The sequence below is a fragment of the Arthrobacter sp. G.S.26 genome, from assembly GCF_050847375.1.
In the GTDB taxonomy this organism is placed as follows: domain Bacteria; phylum Actinomycetota; class Actinomycetes; order Actinomycetales; family Micrococcaceae; genus Arthrobacter.
Genome location: NZ_CP193752.1, coordinates 1,190,559 through 1,208,067, shown reverse-complemented (window position 1 = coordinate 1,208,067; position 17,509 = coordinate 1,190,559). Strand labels below are relative to the sequence as shown.

The following is a 17,509-nucleotide window of genomic DNA, read 5'->3' as shown; positions in this document are numbered from 1 at the left end:
GTACCCCAGGTGGGACTCGAACCCACAACACGCAGATTTTAAGTCTGCTGCCTCTGCCAATTGGGCTACTGGGGCAACTGCTCAATGGTATCCCGTCAGGCGAGGCTGAATGGCTCCGCGTACCGGAAGGTACCGTGCACTCCCCCGGGCCAGAGCGCCAGGGGCAGCAGCTGGAAATAGTCACCCCAGGCCTCGTCCGGAGCCAGGACCCCGAAGTTGGCCGCGGGCACAAAGCCGAACCGGGGGTAGTACTCGGGGCTACCCAGCAGCGCGATGCCTCGCTCCCCCGCAGCATTGGCCCTGGCGATGCTCTCCTGCACCAGCGCCGACCCCACACCGTGCCGCTGCAGCCGCGGCGTGACGGCCAGGGGGCCCAGGCCCAGGAGTTCGTGGTCCCCCACCCATCCGCGCGTGCTGATGACATGGCCCACCACTTCCCCGGCCAGGACGGCCACGACGCTGAGGTCCGGCAGGTACTCCTCCGCCTCGAACAGCCCCCGCAGCACGGCCACCTCCGCAGGTTCGCCCACCGCAGGAAGGCCAGTGGCCGGCGAGATGGCAAAGGCGTCGGCAACCAGGGCATAGATGGCGTCCCGGTCAGCCTCGGTTTCGCTCCGGAGCTCAAGGGTGGGACGCTCCTGCTGGCGGCTTTCCGCCGACAGTTCTGCCAGGACCTCCAGGGCCCGCGGCGCATCGGGCGCGGGGACCAGCAGGTGGTCGTGGTGCAGTCCCGCCAGGACGTTGCAGCTGATGTGCGCGTCCGCCAGCGCCTTGCCGAAGGCCGCCGTGAGTCCCACCGCGTCCAGCGCCGAATGGACCTCCAGGGTGATCCAAGCGGCCACGAAGCTGTACGCCAGCCCCTCACTGTCCGCTGCTGCCCTGGGCAGCACCACCGTCAGGCCTTCGGCCTCCCGCACGGCCGCTTCGGCTCCGGCCGGCAACGGGCGGCCGTCCGGCCACTGCACAAAAACGTATTCACCCTCCCGGAGTGTGGGCGCCATAGTGGCCAACAGGGTCTGTAGATCTTTTTCGGCACTCATCCGGCCAGTCTAGGAGCCAGGCACCGCCGGTGCGGGAGGAACCGGCGGTGCGTCAGGCAGAGCCGTTAAACGAACGACGGCGGCCATCCCCGTGATGGGAACAGCCGCCGTCGTGCGTTATGGGAAAGCCGTGGCGCTATTTGGCGTTCGCCGTGACAGCTTCCTTGGGGTCAACCTTGGTCTTTTCCGCGGAACCCGGGGCGCCGGCCACGGGGGTGGCGTCAGCGGCGGGTGCGGCCGCAGGCTTGGGTGCCGGGGTGGCTGCTGCCACAAAGGCGCCGCGGGGGTTGTCCAGGTCCAGCAGCTGGGTGGTGTCGCGCCCGGCGAAGAACGCGATGACCCAGTTGAGGACCACGCGGAACTTGCGCTCGAACGTGGGCATCGCCATGCCGTGGTAGCCGCGGTGTGCGAGCCAGGCCAGCGGGCCCTTCAGGCCGATGCGGCCCAGGAGGTTGATGTTGGCAACGCCCTTCCACTCGCCGAAGCCGGCCACAGCACCGAGGTTCTTGTGCTTGTAGTCCTTGAGCTGCTTGTCCCAGCGGGAGGCCCACAGGTTCTTGGCGAGGCGCTTGGCCTGGCGAAGGGCGTGCTGGGCGTTGGGGACGCAGGTGCCGTCGGGCAGGCCCTTGCCGGTGAGGTCCGGTACAGCGGCGATGTCGCCGGCGGCCCAGGCGTTGTCAACAATGCCTTCGTCGCCGCCGATCCGCAGGTCCGGCAGGACGCGGACACGGCCGCGGGGCTCCAGCGGGAAGTCGGTGGAGCGGACCATCGGGTTGGCCTGCACGCCTGCAGTCCACACCAGGGTGTCGGCTTCGAAATCCTGGGCCAGGGACTTGTCCGGCAGGTTGATCAGCTTGAGGCTGCCTTCGGCGTTGTCCAGGGAGGTGTTCAGCAGGACCTCGATGCCGCGGCTGCGGAGGTGCTCCACCACCCATTCGGCCTGGCTGGCCGTGACCTCGGGCATGATGCGGCCCATGGCTTCAACCAGCACAAAGCGGATTTCCTCCTGCTTGACGCGGGGGTTGTTGCGGACCGCGGCGCGGGCCAGGTCCTCCATCTCGGTGATGCACTCGATGCCGGCGAATCCGCCACCCACCACCACGAAGGTGAGGGCGCGGGCGCGTTCGGCCGGGTCCGTCATGGTGGAGGCAACTTCAATGCGCTCCAGGAGCTTGTTGCGCAGGGCAACGGCTTCCTCGATGGTCTTCAGGCCGATGCCCTTGTCCGCGAGGCCCTTGATGGGGAAGGTGCGCGTGATGGCACCTGCCGCGAGGACAACATCGAAGTACGGGACCTCGATGTTGGCTCCGCCGTCGGCCGGAGCCACAACAGCGGTGCGGTTCGCATGGTCGATCGACGTGACGCGGCCCTGGATGAGCTCGGTCTGCTTGAGGTGCTGGCGGTGGGAGACCACTGCGTGGCGCGCCTCGATGTTGCCGCCGGCCACCTCGGGGAGGAAGGGCTGGTAAGTCATGTAGGGCAGTGGATCCACGAGGGTGACGATGCCACCGGCATTCGCGATCTTCTTCTGCAGTTTGAGTGCTACGTACAGGCCGACGTACCCGCCGCCGACGACGAGTACCCTGGGACGGTCCTGGAGCTCTGTGGTGGTTGCCATGATTTAAGGATACAGCAGTTTGTGAAAATCTTCACTAACTACGTTGTCCGCCGGAAATGCTACGTTTTCCGGCCCGTATCAACCCGTTCCATGGTGCCCGTGTCAGGTTCCTCCCGCAGCAGGGCGGGATTCCTGGCCGTCCTGCGCAGTTGGATGACGGCGGCAGCAATGATGAACAATATGAGCAGGGCAAACCCGATCACGACGGCGGCGCCAATGGCGGTGTCCCGCTGCGAGGGCGCCACGGCTGCGGGTACTTTCGCTTCGGGCAGCGTGGGTGCCGCGCTGGGCACCTCCGAGGTGGCCACGGGGGCCGGGGTGGCGGGGATCCCGCGCCGGTGGACCCTGATCCATTCGGCGATGGAGCCCAGCGGGTTGCTGCTGGCTTCCGGAACCGTGTCCTTCAGCGCAGCCTCCGCGTTGAGGATGCCGTAGCCGTACAGCGGGTCCTTGCCGGGCGCGCCTGCATCCTTGGCCGTGGTGATGATGCGGTTGATGACCTGCTTGGCGGTCATGGCGGGCCACTTGGAGCGGATCAGGGCAGCAACGCCGGCCACGATCGGTGTGGAGCCGGACGTGCCGGCCCATTCGGTGTAGCCGCCGCCGGGCAGGCCGCCCAGCAGGTCCTCGGCCGGGGCTGCCACGCCGATGCTGATGCCCTGGGAGGAGGCATCCACGCTGGCCACGCCGTCCCGGTCCAGCCCGGCAACTGTGAGGATGCCGGGGATCGTGGCAGGCGCACCCACCTGGGTGTTGCCGCCCACGCGGTTACCGGCGGCCGCCACGATCACCACGTCCTTTTGTTCGGCGTAGAGGAACGCCGCGTCCCAGCTCTGGGGCCACTGCGGGGTGGTGCTGCCCAGGGAGATGTTGATGACCTTGGCGCCGTTGTCCACCGCCCAGCGGACGGCTTCGGGGATCTGGTCCTGGTCGCTCTTACCCGAGGGGTTGGCGGATCCCAGCCAAGTGGAAACGGACAGGATCTGGGCTTCGGGGGCCACGCCGATGATCCCGTCCGGGGCAGGGTTCGCCGGGGTGGGACTGGGTGACGGGCTGGGGCTGGCGCTGGGGTCCACCGGCGGCTGGTGGCCGCGGCCTGCCAGCATGGTGGCCACCAGGGTGCCATGCTCCGGTTTGGCGCCGACGCTCTTCTGCCCGTTGGCGGCGCCGGACCCGGACGCGTCATACCCGCCCGCCAGCGCACCCTTAAGGTCCGGGTGCTGGCCATCGATGCCGCTGTCGATCACCGCGATCTTGACGCCGGCGCCTTTGGAAACCTCCCAAGCCTTGGTGATGCCCGATTCGGCGAGCCAAAATTGCTTGTCGCGCCAGTCGTCGGCCCGGGCAGGCCCGGCGGTGGCCAGTCCGGCGCAGAGGAAGCAGGCCGCGAGGCCTACGGCGAGGACAGCGGACGTGGCTTTTCGGAGCGGGGCGCCCGCCCGGAGCAAAGATGAATGCATGCTCAGCCGATGCTCAGCGCAATGCCGTCGAGGATATCGTGCTCGCTGGCAGTGGCGGTGGTGATCCGGCCGCCGCTCAGCTCAGCCACGCGTTCCAGGATCCGCGCCCACACCAGTCCCCCGGCGCCGATCACGTCCACGCGGCCCGGGTGCATGTAGGGCAGCGCGGCGCGTTCGGCGCGGGTGAGCTGCAGCAGGTCGCCGGCGGCGCTGCGGACGGTGGCCAGGGGCAGTTCCGCCCCGTGGATGGCGTCCGGCGAGTATTCGTCCAGGCGGAGGGCATGGGCGGTGATGGTGGTCACTGACCCGGCAACGCCCACGACGGCGGTGGCGCGTTCCAGCGGAACGTCCCGGCCCGCGAGGGCGATTGCGTTGTCCACGTCGGCCTGGGCGGCGGCGATCTGGCCGGCGGTGGGCGGGTCGGCGCGCAGGTGGCGTTCGGTGAGGCGGACGCAGCCGATGTCCACAGACTTGGCAGCCGTCACGCCGGCTGCGGTGCCCAGGACGAATTCGGTGCTGCCGCCGCCCAGGTCCACCACCAGGACTTCCTGGCCGTCGAGGACGGGCAGCACGCTGCTGGCCCCGGCGAAGGACAGGGCAGCTTCCTCGTCGCCGGAAATGACTTCGGGTTCGACGCCCAGCAGGTCCCTGATGCCGGCCACAAAGACGTCCCTGTTGCTGGCGTCCCGGCTGGCCGAGGTGGCAACAAACCGGACAGCGGCGGGACCGTGCCCGGCAATCAGCCGGGCATAGTCGGCGGTGGCGGCAAAAGTACGGTCCAGGGCGGCCTGTGACAGTTCGCCGGTGGCATCGACGCCTTCACCGAGCCGGACCACCCGCATCTCGCGCACCACGTCGGTCAGGGTGGTGGTGCCGTTGGTCCGGTCGATGTCGGCGATGAGGAGCCGGATGGAGTTGGTGCCGCAGTCAATGGCAGCAACGCGGCTCATGCGGTCTCCCCCGGCTGCTGCGCTGTCTTCCGGATGGGGGCCGGTCGGCCCACGATGTCCGGCAAACCCTGCGGACCGTGCCGGCTCAGGTCCTTCGAAGGTGCCAGGCCGGAGGTGTCCCAGGCGCCGTCGCAGTAGCACCTCTCAACAGTCCACCATTCGGCGATCTGTTCCAGTGCGGCGTCGCCCAGCGGATTGGTTCCGGGACCGGCGGCCAGCGAGTGACCCACCAGGACGTGGAGGCATTTGACGCGGGTGGGCATGCCGCCGGCAGAGATTCCGTCGATCTCCGGGACGGAGCCGATGCCGGACCGCTGGCCGATGGCGTCACGGGCCGCCAGGTACTGTTCGTGCGCGCCCCGGTAGGCGCTGGCCAGTCCCGGATCTGCGGCGAGGAGTTCGTTCATGTCATTCATCACGCCGTTGGCTTCGAGGCGCGACACGGCGGATGTGATCACCGGGTGGGTGAGGTAAAAGGTGGTGGGGAAAGGGGTCCCGTTGCCCAGCCGCGGTGCCGTGGCGGCCACCAGCGGGTTGCCGCAGACGCAGCGGGCAGGAATTTCCACAACATCGCGGACGGGGCGGCCCAATTGCCTGCTCAGTACGTCAAGGTCGTGGGCTGATGGTTGGCGGGTTTCATCCCGGGCGGCTGCCGTGTGGTATTCCATGCGCGGGCCGTCCTTCCTGTTGCGGTTCAGTCTGTGGCCGCGCGCGTGATGGACCCCCACAGGGAATCCACCCACGGCAGATCGGCGGGGTCTGGTGTTGCTGCACCGGGTTCGCTGCTGCTTTCGCCGGCCGGCTCATCGCCGCCGAACACCCAGTAGCCGGTTTCGCCCGGCATAACCATGTTAATGCGGTCGCGGGCCTGCTGCTTCACGTAGTTGGGGTCCTGCCAGCGTGAGACCTGCTGGCGCAGCGCTTTTCCTTCGGCCTGACGTGCGGCGATGTCGGCGTTCAGGGCATCCAGTTCGGCTTTTTTATCGAAGAAGATCTTCACCGTTGGCGCGAGGAGGATGGTGATGGCCACCATCACCACGGCCAGGGCCAGCATCCTGCCGGAGAACGCTTTGGCCGGGACTGGCTGGTGGTCCGCGTCCCGGTCTGCTGATGTGGCGGCGGCTGCGCGGCTGCTTGCCGGAGCTTTACTGCCCGGCGTCTTACCCGCGGGGCCGGGCCTGCCGGGCTGTATCTTGCTGCTGCCGGCCGGTGCTTTAGTGGCGGCCTGCGCGGGCCGGGTGCCGGACGCGGTGTTGTCTGCGCCGTCGGGGGTTTCCGGGGCTGGGCGGGAGGGGGTGACCTTGGGAACTTTGGGACGGCGGGTGGCCATGACACTCCTGGAACGCGCAGCCTGCCGGGGCCGCCGCTGGCTGGGCTGGGACGGGTGCTGCTGAAACAACAACGGTGGCTATGGTCTTTCAACCATAGCCACCGGTTATTGGTTTACGCGGCTACTAGCCTTTGAAACGCGGGAACGCGCTGCGGCCGGCGTAGCGTGCGGCGTCGTCGAGTTCCTCTTCGATGCGAAGCAGCTGGTTGTACTTGGCAACCCGCTCGGACCGTGCCGGGGCACCGGTCTTGATCTGGCCGGCGTTGGTGGCCACCGCGATGTCGGCGATGGTGGTGTCCTCGGTCTCGCCGGAGCGGTGCGAGGTGATGGTGGTGTAACCGGCGCGCTGGGCCAGGCTGACGGCGTCCAGCGTTTCGGTCAGGGAACCGATCTGGTTGACCTTGACCAGCAGCGAGTTGGCGGTGCCGGTGTCGATGCCGCGCTGCAGGATGGCGGGGTTGGTGACGAACAGGTCATCGCCCACCAGCTGGACCTTGTCGCCGATGGCGTCGGTGAGGGTCTTCCAGCCGTCCCAGTCGTTCTCGTCCAGCGGGTCTTCGATGGATACCAGCGGGTAGTCGGCCACGAGCTCGGCGTAGTAGGCGCTCATCTCGGCGGAGGTCAGGGCCTTGCCTTCGAACTGGTAGGCGCCATCAATGAAGAACTCGGAGGAGGCCACGTCGAGGGCCAGGGCGATGTCCTTGCCCGGAGTGTAGCCGGCGTTCTGGATGGCTTCCTGGATCAGGTCCAGGGCGGCCCGGTTGGACGGCAGGTTCGGCGCGAAGCCGCCCTCGTCGCCCAGGCCGGTGGCCAGGCCCTTTTCCTTCAGGACGGACTTGAGGGCGTGGTAGACCTCAACGCCCCAGCGGAGGCCTTCGGAGAAGGTCTCGGCGCCGAGCGGGACAACCATAAATTCCTGGATGTCGACGTCGGAGTCGGCGTGTGAGCCACCGTTGAGGATGTTCATCAGCGGGACGGGCAGGACGTGGGCGTTGGGGCCGCCCAGGTACTTGTAGAGCGGCAGGTCAGCGGAGGCTGCGGCGGCGTTGGCCACGGCCAGGGAGACGCCCAGGATGGCGTTGGCGCCGAGCTTGCCCTTGTTCGGGGTGCCGTCCAGGTCCAGCATGGCCTGGTCGATGCTGCGCTGGTCGGTGGCGTCGAAGCCGGTCAGGGCCGGGGCGATCTGGTCGATGATGGCGTCGACGGCCTTCTGGACGCCCTTGCCAAGGTAACGGCCCTTGTCGCCGTCACGCAGTTCAACGGCTTCGTGCTCGCCGGTGGAGGCGCCGGAAGGAACTGCTGCGCGGCCGATCTGGCCGTCGGAGAGCAGGACTTCAACTTCTACTGTCGGGTTGCCGCGGGAATCGAGGATTTCGCGGGCGTGGATGGCATCGATAAGCGCCATGAATTTGCTCCTTATGGGCGATTAACGGGGGATGTTGCAGAAAATGTTGACGTCCTCGTCACGGACAAGCGTAGTCCAGAGTGGCCCAGGTTACGGAAACCTATCCAGCCCCCGGACGTCACGGCAGGGGTGTGGCGGCGGGCCGGGGTTCCGGGGCGTCCTGTTGCTGGTAGCGCCTGATGGCACCGCGCAGGGCGCGTTCGGCGTCCAGGCCACCGGCGGCGGCGGAACGGACGACGCCGAACAGCAGGTCCCCGAGCTCGTCCTCCGTCTGCGGGGCAGGCCCCGCCGGCGGCAGCGCGAGTCCGGCGCGGGCCGCGCGGTCCAGGGACTTCTGCGCCCTCGCCAGGGCGGGAAGGGCCTGCGGGATGCCCTCGAACGGGCTGGCCCGGCCGGGCCGTTCGGTGCGTTTTACGGCGTCCCAGGTCTGGACGATTTCCTCGATCGAGGCCGGGAAACTGTCCTGCAGCGAACCGTCGGGACGGAACACGTGCGGGTTGCGGCGGACCATTTTGGCAGCCAGGCCGCGAGCCACGTCGTCGAACGCAAAAGCGCCGCGCTCCTCCGCGAGCCGGGCATGCAGGACCACCTGCAAAAGGACGTCGCCCAGTTCACCGCAGAGTTCGGCGTCGTCAATCCCCGCAGCGTGATCCGCGCCGTCCGCGACCTGGCCCGAAGCTGCCGGGGTACCCGCCTCGATGGTCTCGGCGAGTTCGTACGCCTCCTCGAGGAGGTATTCCACCAGGGAGGCGTGCGTCAGGGCGCCCATCCAGGGGCAGTGCTCCCGAAGCGCGGCGATTATCCCAACTAATTCCTGCCCAGCCAGCAGCTCCCCCGCAGGGGAGCCGCCGGGCGTTGCAGCGTGCTGGTCAGCCAAGGTTGGCGTAGGCGTCGTTGATGTACTCCACCAGCGCTTCCTTCTCTTCGAGGGGCAGGAAGGAGGCCTCGGCCGCGTTGAGCGTCAGTTCCAGCAGGTCATCGAGGTCGTAGTCGAACGTCTCCACCAGGAGGTCGAACTCGTCGGTGAGCGTAACGCCGCTCATAAGCCGGTTGTCGGTGTTGATGGTGACGTTGAAGCCCAGCTGGTACAGCATGTCCAGCGGGTGGCTCTCGATGCCCTCGCCGAAGCCGGAGATGGCGCCGGTCTGCAGGTTGGAGGACGGGCAGATTTCCAGGGCGATGCCGCGGTCGCGGACCCAGCTGGAGAGGTCGCCCAGGGTCACCATTCCGATGGTGTCCCCGGCGTCGTCGTCCTCGTCGAATTCCACGGTGATGTCTTCGGCGATCCGCACGCCGTGGCCCAGCCGGAGGGCCCGGCCGTCCACCAGTGCCGACTGGATGCTCTCCAGGCCGGCGGCTTCGCCGGCGTGCACGGTGGCGGGGAAGTTGTGCTGGGCAAGGTAGGTGAAGGCGTCCTTGAAGCGTGCGGGCAGGAAGCCGTCCTCGGCGCCGGCGATGTCGAAGCCCACGGCGCCCTGGTTGCGGTGCCTGACGGCGAGCTCGGCGATCTCCTGGCCGCGGTCAGCGTGGCGCATCGCGGTGATCAGCTGGCCTACCTGGATCTCCCGGCCCGTTTCGCTGACTGCTTCGACGCCGGCTTCCAGGCCTTCCTGGACGGCTTCCACTGCTTCGTCCAGGGACAGTCCCTGCTGCAGGTGCTGTTCGGGGGCCCAGCGGACTTCGCCGTACACCACACCGTCGTCCGCGAGGTCTTCGACGAATTCCTTGGCGACCCGGAACAGGCCTTCGGCGGTCTGCATCACGGCCACCGTGTGGTCGAACGTTTCCAGGTAGCGGACCAGGGAGCCGGAGTCGGCCGACTCGCGGAACCACTCACCCAGGGCCACAGGATCGGTGGAAGGAAGGGTGTGGCCGGCGGCCTGCGCCAGCTCGATGATGGTGGCCGGACGGAGTCCTCCGTCCAGGTGGTCATGCAGGGAAACCTTGGGCAGGCTCTTCAGGTCAAAATCGAGGGCAGGGGCAGCGTCAAGAATAGGCTCAGTCACGTTCCAACCATAGGGTGGCCGGAGATGCAAAGCCAGCCGCTACTTGGCCGCGCCGTCCCCCGGGGTGGGTGCCAGGATGCCGGCGGATCCGCCGGCGGACTCCGGGGCGCCGGCGCCGCGGCCATCGGTTCCAGCGTCGGCACCGTGGGCGTCGTTGCGGGCCAGGTGCTTGTGCCACCAGCGGAGCACGTGGTCGATCACGATGCCCAGCAGGACGGCGAAGACCACGGCGATGCCAACGCCGAGGAGCGGGTTGTGGTGGACCCACTGGCCCGCGAGCAGCCCGATGCCGATCGAGTAGCCCACCCAGGTGACGCAGGCGAAGGCATCGAGCCAGAAGAAGGTGCGGTGCCGGAAACCTGTCTGTCCCGCCACATAGTTCACTGCCACCCGGCCCCAGGGAATGTAGCGGGCGGTGAAGATCAGCACGGCGCCGCGTTTATCCAGCTCATACTGGGCCCAGCCAAACATCTTTTTCACCTTGGGCCGGCGCATCCATCTCCAGCGGTCCAGGCCGATCTTTTTGCCCAGCATGTACGCCATGTTGTCCCCGGCCATGGCGCCCACGAGGGCCGTGGCCCCAAGGATCCACAGGTTGGGCTGCCCGGTGTGGAGCGACAGCGCCGAAAGGCCAACAATGGCGGTTTCGCTGGGCAGGATGGTGGCGAAGCCGTCAACAAAAAAGAAGACCAGGAGCACAGGATAAATCCACGGCTGCTCGGCTGCTGACTCGAGCATTTGGTTCAGGAAATCCACGCGGACTTGCTCCTCAGGGACAGTCGCCGAAAACGTCGGCAGAAATCGCAATAAGTGTCCCACGGCCGGGACGTCGTTCGCTACGCCCCGGCCCCGGAACACCTGTTCCAACGGTATCCCGGCCTGCCCCGCGGCGGCGTCGTCCCAGCGGGTGATATCCGGGGTCCGAGCTCCTCCACCCAGGGGCTGATCCGCGCGGGGCCTACGCCTCCGGTTCGCGCATCCGTTCCACCATGGGGGCCTTGCGCCGGACCTTGTTGATCACCAGGTCCACCACCACACCCAGGGCCACGGCGCAGACGATTGCGATGGCCGCCCCCAGCAGGTGGTTGTCCTCGAACCACTGGCCAAAAAACAGGCCGATGCCCACGGAGTAGCCGGCCCACAGCGTGGCCGACAGCGCGGTCAGGCCCACGAACCGCCGGTGGTGGTAGTGGGTGGCTCCGGCGGTGAGGTTCACGGCAACCCTGCCGATGGGGACAAACCTGGCCACCAGCACCAGCGAGGCCGGGCGTTTGCGAAGCTCACGGCCGGCCCACCGGAACGCGTTCTGCATGCGGGGTCTGCGCATCCAGGCCCAGCGCTGCACGCCCACCTTCCGCCCCAGCAGGTAGGCGATATTGTCCCCCGCAAACGCCCCGAAGCCCGCCACCAGGACCAGGAGCCAGGGGTTGGGCACGTCCGCGGTGGCAGCCACCGCGGCCAGGCCCACCACCACGGACTCGCTGGGGATGGGCGGGAAGAAGCCATCGATGATGCAGCACGCCAGGACCAGCGCCAGGACCCACGGTTGTCCGGCGGCGGCGAGGATGAAATCGTTGATGGCCTGCATGGGTCCCTACGCGATGCGGTCGATGATCAGCTGCTGCGCGGGCCGGGAGCGCTCCGGGGCGATGACCACCGCGTGTTCCAGTGCTTCCCTGGCCCGGGCAAACCGCTCCGGAGTGTCGGTGAGCAACGTCATCAGCGGCTCCCCCGCACGCACCAGGGCGCCGGGTTTGGCGTGCAGCCGCACCCCGGCTCCGGCCTGGACCACGTCCTCCTTGCGGGCGCGGCCGGCACCGAGGCGCCAGGCAGCGACGCCGACGGACAGGGCATCCAGTTCCACCAGCACACCGTCTGCGGGGGCGTAGATGACATCGGACTCCCTGGCTTCCGGCAGCCTGGCGGCGGGATCGCCGCCCTGGGCCCGGATCATCCGGTTCCACACGTCCATGGCCCGGCCGTCCTTGAGGGCGGCTGCCGGGTCGGCGTTGTGGACGCCGGCGCAGGCCAGCATTTCCTCCGCCAGGCGGACCGTCAGCTCCACCACGTCGGCGGGGCCGCCGCCGGCCAGCACCTCCACGGACTCGGCCACCTCGATGGCGTTGCCGGCGGTCAGCCCCAGCGGGGTGTTCATGTTGGTGAGCAGGGCCACCGTGTTGACTCCGGCGTCCTTGCCCAGCGCCACCATGGTCTCGGCGAGTTCGCGGGCGGTGGCCTCGTCCTTCATAAACGCGCCGCTGCCCACCTTGACGTCCAGGACCAGGGACCCGGTGCCCTCGGCGATTTTTTTGCTCATGATCGAGGAGGCGATCAGCGGAATCGCCTCCACGGTACCCGTCACATCCCGTAGGGCGTAGAGCTTTTTGTCGGCGGGGGCCAGGCCGGCGCCCGCAGCGCAGATCACTGCCCCCACGTCCTGCAGCTGGGCCAGCATCTCCGCGTTGCTCAGGTCCGCCCGCCAACCCGGAATCGCCTCCAGCTTGTCCAGGGTGCCGCCGGTGTGTCCCAGGCCGCGGCCGGAGAGCTGCGGGACAGCCACGCCGAAAACGGCCACCAGTGGTGCCAGCGGAAGGGTGATCTTGTCCCCCACACCGCCGGTGGAGTGCTTGTCGGTGGTGTACTTAAGGCCGCCGTCGGGCCGCCGGAGGCTGGAGAAGTCCATCCGCTCGCCGGAGGCGATCATGGCCGCCGTCCAGCGGGCAATTTCGGTCCGGTCCATGCCGTTGAGCAGGATGGCCATGTTCAAGGCGGCCATCTGCTCATCGGCGATGGCGCCCCGGGTATAGGCGTCGATGGTCCAGTCGATCTGTTCGGGACTCAGGGTCCCTTTGTCCCGTTTGACGCGGATGATGTCAACGGCGTCGAAAGCTTCGGATGTACGGTTCGCTGTCACCGGGTTTCCTCCAGGTGTTCGGGACCGAAGGCGTCTGGCAGCACCTGGTCCATGGTTTTGATGCCGTGGGTGGTCATAAGCTCCATGTCCGGGGCGCGGAACTCGTACAGCAGTTGCCGGCAGCGGCCGCAGGGCATCAGCACATTGCCGGCGCCGTCCACGCAATAGAACGCCCGGAGCCGGCCGCCGCCGCTCATGTGCAGGTTGCCCACCAGCGCGCACTCGGCGCAGAGGGTCAGGCCGTAGCTGGCGTTCTCCACGTTGCAGCCGCTGACAATCCGGCCGTCCGCGGTGAGCGCCGCGGCGCCCACCGGGAACTTCGAATACGGGGCGTAGGCGTTGCCCATGGCCGCCACCGCTGCCTGTTCCAGGGCGGCCCAGTCCACCGCCGTTCCGTTGTCCACGGCCGTCAACCCTTAACGTACGGGATGCCGCTGGCCGCCGGCCCCCTGGATTTGCCCACCAGGCCGGCGACGGCGAGGACGGTGACCAGGTAGGGCAGCATGGCCATGAACTGGCTCGGCACCGGGGTGCCGATGATGGTCACGATGCTTTGCAGGTTGTCGGCGAAGCCGAACAGCAGCGCTGCGAAGAACGCCCCGATGGGGTTCCAGCGGCCGAAGATCAGCGCGGCCAGGGCGATGAAGCCGCGTCCGCCGGAGATTTCCTTGGTGAAGCTGTCGATGGCCACCAGGGTGAAGAACGAGCCGCCGATGCCTGCCACGGCACCGCCGAGGGTGACGTTCCAGAACCGGGTGGCGTTGACGTTGATGCCCAGGGTGTCGGCGGCCTGCGGGTGCTCGCCCACGGCCCGGACGCGCAGGCCCCAGCGGGTCTTGAACAGGCCCACCCACACCACCAGGACGGCGGCATACATCAGGTAGCCCACCAGGGACTGGCGGAACAGGATGGGCCCGATGATCGGGATGCCGGACAGCAGCGGAATTTCGATGATGTCCAGTCCCGGCGGGGAGTTGAACTGTGCCTTGTTGGCCTGCATGACGGTGCTGAACAGGAAGCCGGTGACGCCGGAGACCAGGACGTTCAGCACCACACCCACGATGATCTGGTTGACCACGTACTTGATGCTGAAGACGGCGAGCACCATGGACACCACGGCGCCGGCGGCAGCCGCGGCGATGAGCCCGATGAACGGGTTCTGGGTGATGGTGGCCACGATGGCGGCGGTGAAGGCGCCGCCCAGCAGCTGGCCTTCGATGGCGATGTTAACCACACCCACCCGTTCACACAGCACGCCGGAAAGGGAACCGAAGACCAGGGGCACGGCCAGCGTCACGGAACCGGCGATGAGGCCGGCCAGGGAGATGGCCGGGGTGCGGGCACCGCCCACCACCCAGATCAGGAAGGCTGCGACGAAAAGGACAATAAAGGCCACGTTGAGCCAGCCGGGGGAAGGCCGGTCCTGGGTCTTGAGGTAGACGGCATAGCCGGCCAGGGCCAGCAGCACAATGGACAGCACCAGCCCGCCGGCGAAGGCGTTGATCTCCAATGCCGGCAGCTGGAAGAAGTCGCTGCCCGTGGAGATGCCGAAGCTGGCCGTTTGGTTGGGACCCATGAGCCCGAAAAACACCAGGGCGATCAGGGCGAAGGCGGCGAGGATGACGGGCGTGCGCCAGCCCACGGGTTTGGCGGAGACCGCGGCTGCCCGCTCCCCCGGTCCGGCGTTTACCGGCCGCGGGGTACCCGGGTTGGGTGAGGAAACTGTTGTGCTCATGCGGCACCTCCGGTGGTGGCTGCGCGGCGGGACTTGGCGGCGCGGGCGGGTTTCTTCCGCCGCGGGTTCAGTCCGAAGACGGCGCGGACCAGGGGCGGTGCCGCGATGAAGAGGACGATCAGGGACTGGACCACCAGGACGATGTCAATAGGGGTGCCGGTCTGGATCTGCATCTGGACGGCCCCGGCGCGGAAGGCGCCGAACAGCAGGCCGGCCGCGAAGGTTCCCCACGGCGTCGAGCGCCCCAGCAGCGCCACGGTGATGGCGTCGAACCCGTAGGTGGCGGCGACGCCGTCGGTGAGGACCTTCTCGGTGCCGGCCACCTGGGCCACGCCGGAGAGGCCGGCGAGGCCACCGGCGATGGCCATCACCAGGATGGTGGCGCGGGAGACGTTGATGCCGGCGGTCTGGGCAGCCTTGGGGTTGGCGCCCACGGCCCGGAACTCAAAGCCCACGGTGGAGCGGTTGAGGAGCCACCACACCAGGACGGTGGCGGCGATGGCCAGGACAAAGCCCAGGTGGAGGCGGAACTGGCCGCCCAGGATCTGCGGGTACACGGCGCTGGCTTCGAGGATGGGTGAGATGGGGTTGGTCTCCCCCGGCCGCTGGAACGCGGGGGTGTTCAGCAGGTAGCGCAGGAAGTACAGGGCGATGTAGTTGAACATGATGGTGAGGATCACCTCATGTGCGCCGGTGCGGGCCTTGAGCAGGCCCACCAGTCCGCCCCACACCGCGCCGCCGATGATGCCTGCCACAAGGACCAGCAGCAGGTGCAGGCCCAGCGGCAGGTCCAGGGCGAAACCCACCCAGGCGGCCAGGATGCCGGCCATGATGATCTGGCCCTGCGCGCCGATGTTGAACAGCCCGGCCCGGAAGGCCAGGGCCACGCCCAGGCCCGCCGTGATGAGCGGCGTGGCGATGGTCAGGGTTTCGGTAAACGGCGCGAACTGGGCCGCGGCGGTGTTACCGCGCGGGTTGAACACCGAGCCCTGGAACAGTGCGATGTAGGACCGGGTGGCCGCGTTCCATACCGCAGCCACGAAGTCGGCGGGCCGGGCGAACAGGTACGTCGACGTGGCGGCGACCTGTTTGTCGGTGCTGGCGATCAGCAGGCCGCCAATGACCAGTGCCAGGAGGACGGCCAGGACGGAGACCATCCCGCTGCCGGTGAAGATTTTCCGGAGCACGGTGTCCGGGCCGCCGGGAAGCTGCCCGCTTTGGGCGGTGGCGGGGACTGCAGACGGTTCCATGGCACCGCCGGCGGTGTCCACGGCGGCCGCGGCTGCGGTCTGCTCCGGAGCGGTTTCCGGCGTCTCGCCGGCTCCGTGTTGGGGTTTGGGATTCTCAGGCATGGTCGCCTCCCTCGGTGTCGGCGGTGGCGGCGGGCTGGGTGCCCGTGGACGGGCTGGCGGTGTGTTCGCCGGGGGCGATGCCTGCCATCATGAGGCCAAGGACGTCCCTGCCGGTGCCGGCCGGGACGATGCCCACCAGCTTGCCCTTGTAGAGCACCGCGATGCGGTCGGCGAGTTCCATCACCTCGTCCAGCTCGGTGGAGACGATCATCACCGGGGTGCCCTGGTCCCGTTCGGCCACGATGCGGCGGTGCAGGAATTCGATGGAGCCCACGTCCACGCCGCGGGTGGGCTGGGAGGCGATAAAGAGGCGCAGCGGCCGGGACAGCTCCCGGGCCATCACCACTTTCTGCTGGTTGCCGCCGGAAAGGGTGCCGGCGGCGGCAGCGGCGGAGGGGGTGCGGACGTCGAATTCGCCGATCCGTGCCTTGGCGTTTTCCATGATCTTTGCCGGGCTCATGCTGATGCCCTTGGCGTAGGGGGGCTTGTCGTAAAGGTCGAGGACCAGGTTTTCCGCCACGGAGAAGGTACCGACGAGGCCGTCCACTTTGCGGTCCTCCGGGACAAACCCGACGCCGGCGCCGAGGACGTCCTTCACGGACCGGCCCAGGAGTTCCTTGCCGTCAAGGGTGACGGATCCCGAAACCCTGTCCTGCAGGCCCAGGATTGCCTCGGTCAGTTCGGTCTGGCCGTTGCCCTGGACTCCGGCGACGGCGAGGATCTCGCCGCGGGCGATGTCGAAGCTGAGCTCGTCCACCATGTGCTGGCCGTTGGGGGCGATCACCGTCAGGTCCCGGACCTCGAAGGTGGTTTCCTGCGGTGTGGCCGGCTCCTTGTCCAGGGTCAGGCTCACCGCACGTCCCACCATCATGGAGGCGAGTTCGGTGGTGGAGGCTGCGGGATCCGCTGTGCCCACCACTTTTCCGCGCCGGATCACGGTGATGGTATCGGAGACGGCCTTCACTTCGCGCAGCTTGTGGCTGATGAAGACGATGGAGGTGCCGCCGGCCTTGAGCTGGCGCATGATGTCCAGGAGCTCGTCCGTTTCCTGGGGTGTCAGGACGGCAGTGGGCTCATCGAGGATCAGGACGCTGGCGTTGCGTACCAGGGCCTTGATGATTTCCACCCGCTGCTGGACGCCGACGGGCAGGTCTTCCACCAGGGCGTCCGGGTCCACGTCGAAACCGTACTGGTCCGAGATTTCCCGGATCCTGCGCCGGGTCTCGTCCAGGTTCAGGAAGCCGGCCGCCTTGGTGGGCTCGGCACCCAGGGCCACGTTTTCGGCAACGGTGAAGACGGGCACCAGCATAAAGTGCTGGTGCACCATGCCGATGCCCGCAGCCATGGCATCACCCGGGCCGCGGAAGGAGACGGGTTTGTCGTCGACGAGGATCTCGCCTTCGCTGGGCTCGTAGAGCCCGTACAGGACGTTCATCAGGGTGGATTTGCCGGCACCGTTTTCGCCGAGCAGACAGTGGATCTGACCGGACTCAACCACCACGTCGATGTGGTCGTTGGCAATCAGGGTGCCGAAGCGTTTGGTGATCCCTCTGAGTTCAAGTTTCAAAACTCTGACCAATCTCGAAGCGTCCGGTGATCGACCGGACGGGATATGTGGCTGCAGGACCAGCCTAGTGGGTGCGGTCCTGGGATGGGCGGGGGTGTGCCCGGTGGCGCGGCCAGCAAAAAGCGCCACCGC

The 17,509-nt window shown here is 67.9% G+C and carries 16 protein-coding genes and 1 tRNA gene; all 17 read right to left on the bottom strand.

Annotation, left to right across the window (positions count from 1 at the left end):
* Position 1: 1 nt before the first annotated feature.
* Positions 2-75: transfer RNA gene (locus ACRB8A_RS05605), tRNA-Leu, on the bottom strand.
* 20 nt (positions 76-95) lie between these two features.
* Positions 96-1,040, bottom strand: a complete 945-nt coding sequence (locus ACRB8A_RS05600) for an N-acetyltransferase (protein WP_050684595.1) — start codon at positions 1,038-1,040, stop codon at positions 96-98.
* A gap of 136 nt (positions 1,041-1,176) precedes the next feature.
* Positions 1,177-2,658 carry an NAD(P)/FAD-dependent oxidoreductase gene (locus ACRB8A_RS05595; RefSeq protein ID WP_432245801.1) on the bottom strand — a complete coding sequence of 494 codons (1,482 nt, stop codon included), beginning with the start codon at positions 2,656-2,658 and terminating at the stop codon, positions 1,177-1,179.
* A 59-nt stretch (positions 2,659-2,717) separates the two neighbouring features.
* The gene (locus ACRB8A_RS05590) at positions 2,718-4,118 is read right to left on the bottom strand and encodes a S8 family serine peptidase (RefSeq protein WP_432245800.1); all 1,401 of its coding nucleotides are present in this window, start codon (positions 4,116-4,118) and stop codon (positions 2,718-2,720) included.
* A 2-nt stretch (positions 4,119-4,120) separates the two neighbouring features.
* Entirely contained in the window at positions 4,121-5,068 is a 948-nt protein-coding gene (locus tag ACRB8A_RS05585; RefSeq protein WP_432245799.1) for an exopolyphosphatase, read from the bottom strand.
* Complete coding sequence (locus ACRB8A_RS05580; protein ID WP_432245798.1) at positions 5,065-5,736, bottom strand: DUF501 domain-containing protein; 672 nt, start codon at positions 5,734-5,736, stop codon at positions 5,065-5,067. Before ACRB8A_RS05580 ends, ACRB8A_RS05585 begins: the two co-directional genes overlap by 4 nt.
* A 26-nt stretch (positions 5,737-5,762) precedes the next feature.
* Positions 5,763-6,398 (bottom strand): FtsB family cell division protein, encoded by a 636-nt coding sequence (locus ACRB8A_RS05575; protein ID WP_432245797.1) that lies wholly within the window; start codon positions 6,396-6,398, stop codon positions 5,763-5,765.
* A gap of 124 nt (positions 6,399-6,522) precedes the next feature.
* The gene (eno, locus tag ACRB8A_RS05570; RefSeq protein ID WP_285241028.1) at positions 6,523-7,803 is read right to left on the bottom strand and encodes a phosphopyruvate hydratase; all 1,281 of its coding nucleotides are present in this window, start codon (positions 7,801-7,803) and stop codon (positions 6,523-6,525) included.
* 118 nt (positions 7,804-7,921) lie between these two features.
* Entirely contained in the window at positions 7,922-8,572 is a 651-nt protein-coding gene (locus tag ACRB8A_RS05565) for a MazG nucleotide pyrophosphohydrolase domain-containing protein (protein WP_285241029.1), read from the bottom strand.
* 100 nt (positions 8,573-8,672) lie between these two features.
* Positions 8,673-9,809, bottom strand: a complete 1,137-nt coding sequence (locus ACRB8A_RS05560; RefSeq protein WP_050684904.1) for an adenosine deaminase — start codon at positions 9,807-9,809, stop codon at positions 8,673-8,675.
* A 39-nt stretch (positions 9,810-9,848) separates the two neighbouring features.
* Positions 9,849-10,547: a DedA family protein gene (locus ACRB8A_RS05555; protein ID WP_432246016.1), complete on the bottom strand. Its 699-nt coding sequence runs from the start codon at positions 10,545-10,547 to the stop codon at positions 9,849-9,851.
* A gap of 220 nt (positions 10,548-10,767) precedes the next feature.
* On the bottom strand, positions 10,768-11,397 hold the full coding sequence (locus tag ACRB8A_RS05550; RefSeq protein ID WP_432245796.1) for a DedA family protein: 630 nt from the start codon (positions 11,395-11,397) through the stop codon (positions 10,768-10,770).
* 6 nt (positions 11,398-11,403) lie between these two features.
* Positions 11,404-12,723, bottom strand: coding sequence for a thymidine phosphorylase (locus ACRB8A_RS05545; protein WP_432245795.1), 1,320 nt, complete (start codon positions 12,721-12,723; stop codon positions 11,404-11,406).
* Positions 12,720-13,127: a cytidine deaminase gene (locus ACRB8A_RS05540; RefSeq protein WP_082178228.1), complete on the bottom strand. Its 408-nt coding sequence runs from the start codon at positions 13,125-13,127 to the stop codon at positions 12,720-12,722. Before ACRB8A_RS05540 ends, ACRB8A_RS05545 begins: the two co-directional genes overlap by 4 nt.
* A 5-nt stretch (positions 13,128-13,132) precedes the next feature.
* Positions 13,133-14,458 (bottom strand): ABC transporter permease, encoded by a 1,326-nt coding sequence (locus ACRB8A_RS05535; RefSeq protein ID WP_050684900.1) that lies wholly within the window; start codon positions 14,456-14,458, stop codon positions 13,133-13,135.
* Complete coding sequence (locus ACRB8A_RS05530; protein WP_432245794.1) at positions 14,455-15,810, bottom strand: ABC transporter permease; 1,356 nt, start codon at positions 15,808-15,810, stop codon at positions 14,455-14,457. The genes ACRB8A_RS05535 and ACRB8A_RS05530 overlap by 4 nt, the downstream gene beginning before the upstream one ends.
* Positions 15,803-17,377 (bottom strand): ABC transporter ATP-binding protein, encoded by a 1,575-nt coding sequence (locus ACRB8A_RS05525; RefSeq protein WP_432245793.1) that lies wholly within the window; start codon positions 17,375-17,377, stop codon positions 15,803-15,805. Before ACRB8A_RS05525 ends, ACRB8A_RS05530 begins: the two co-directional genes overlap by 8 nt.
* Positions 17,378-17,509: the final 132 nt, after the last annotated feature.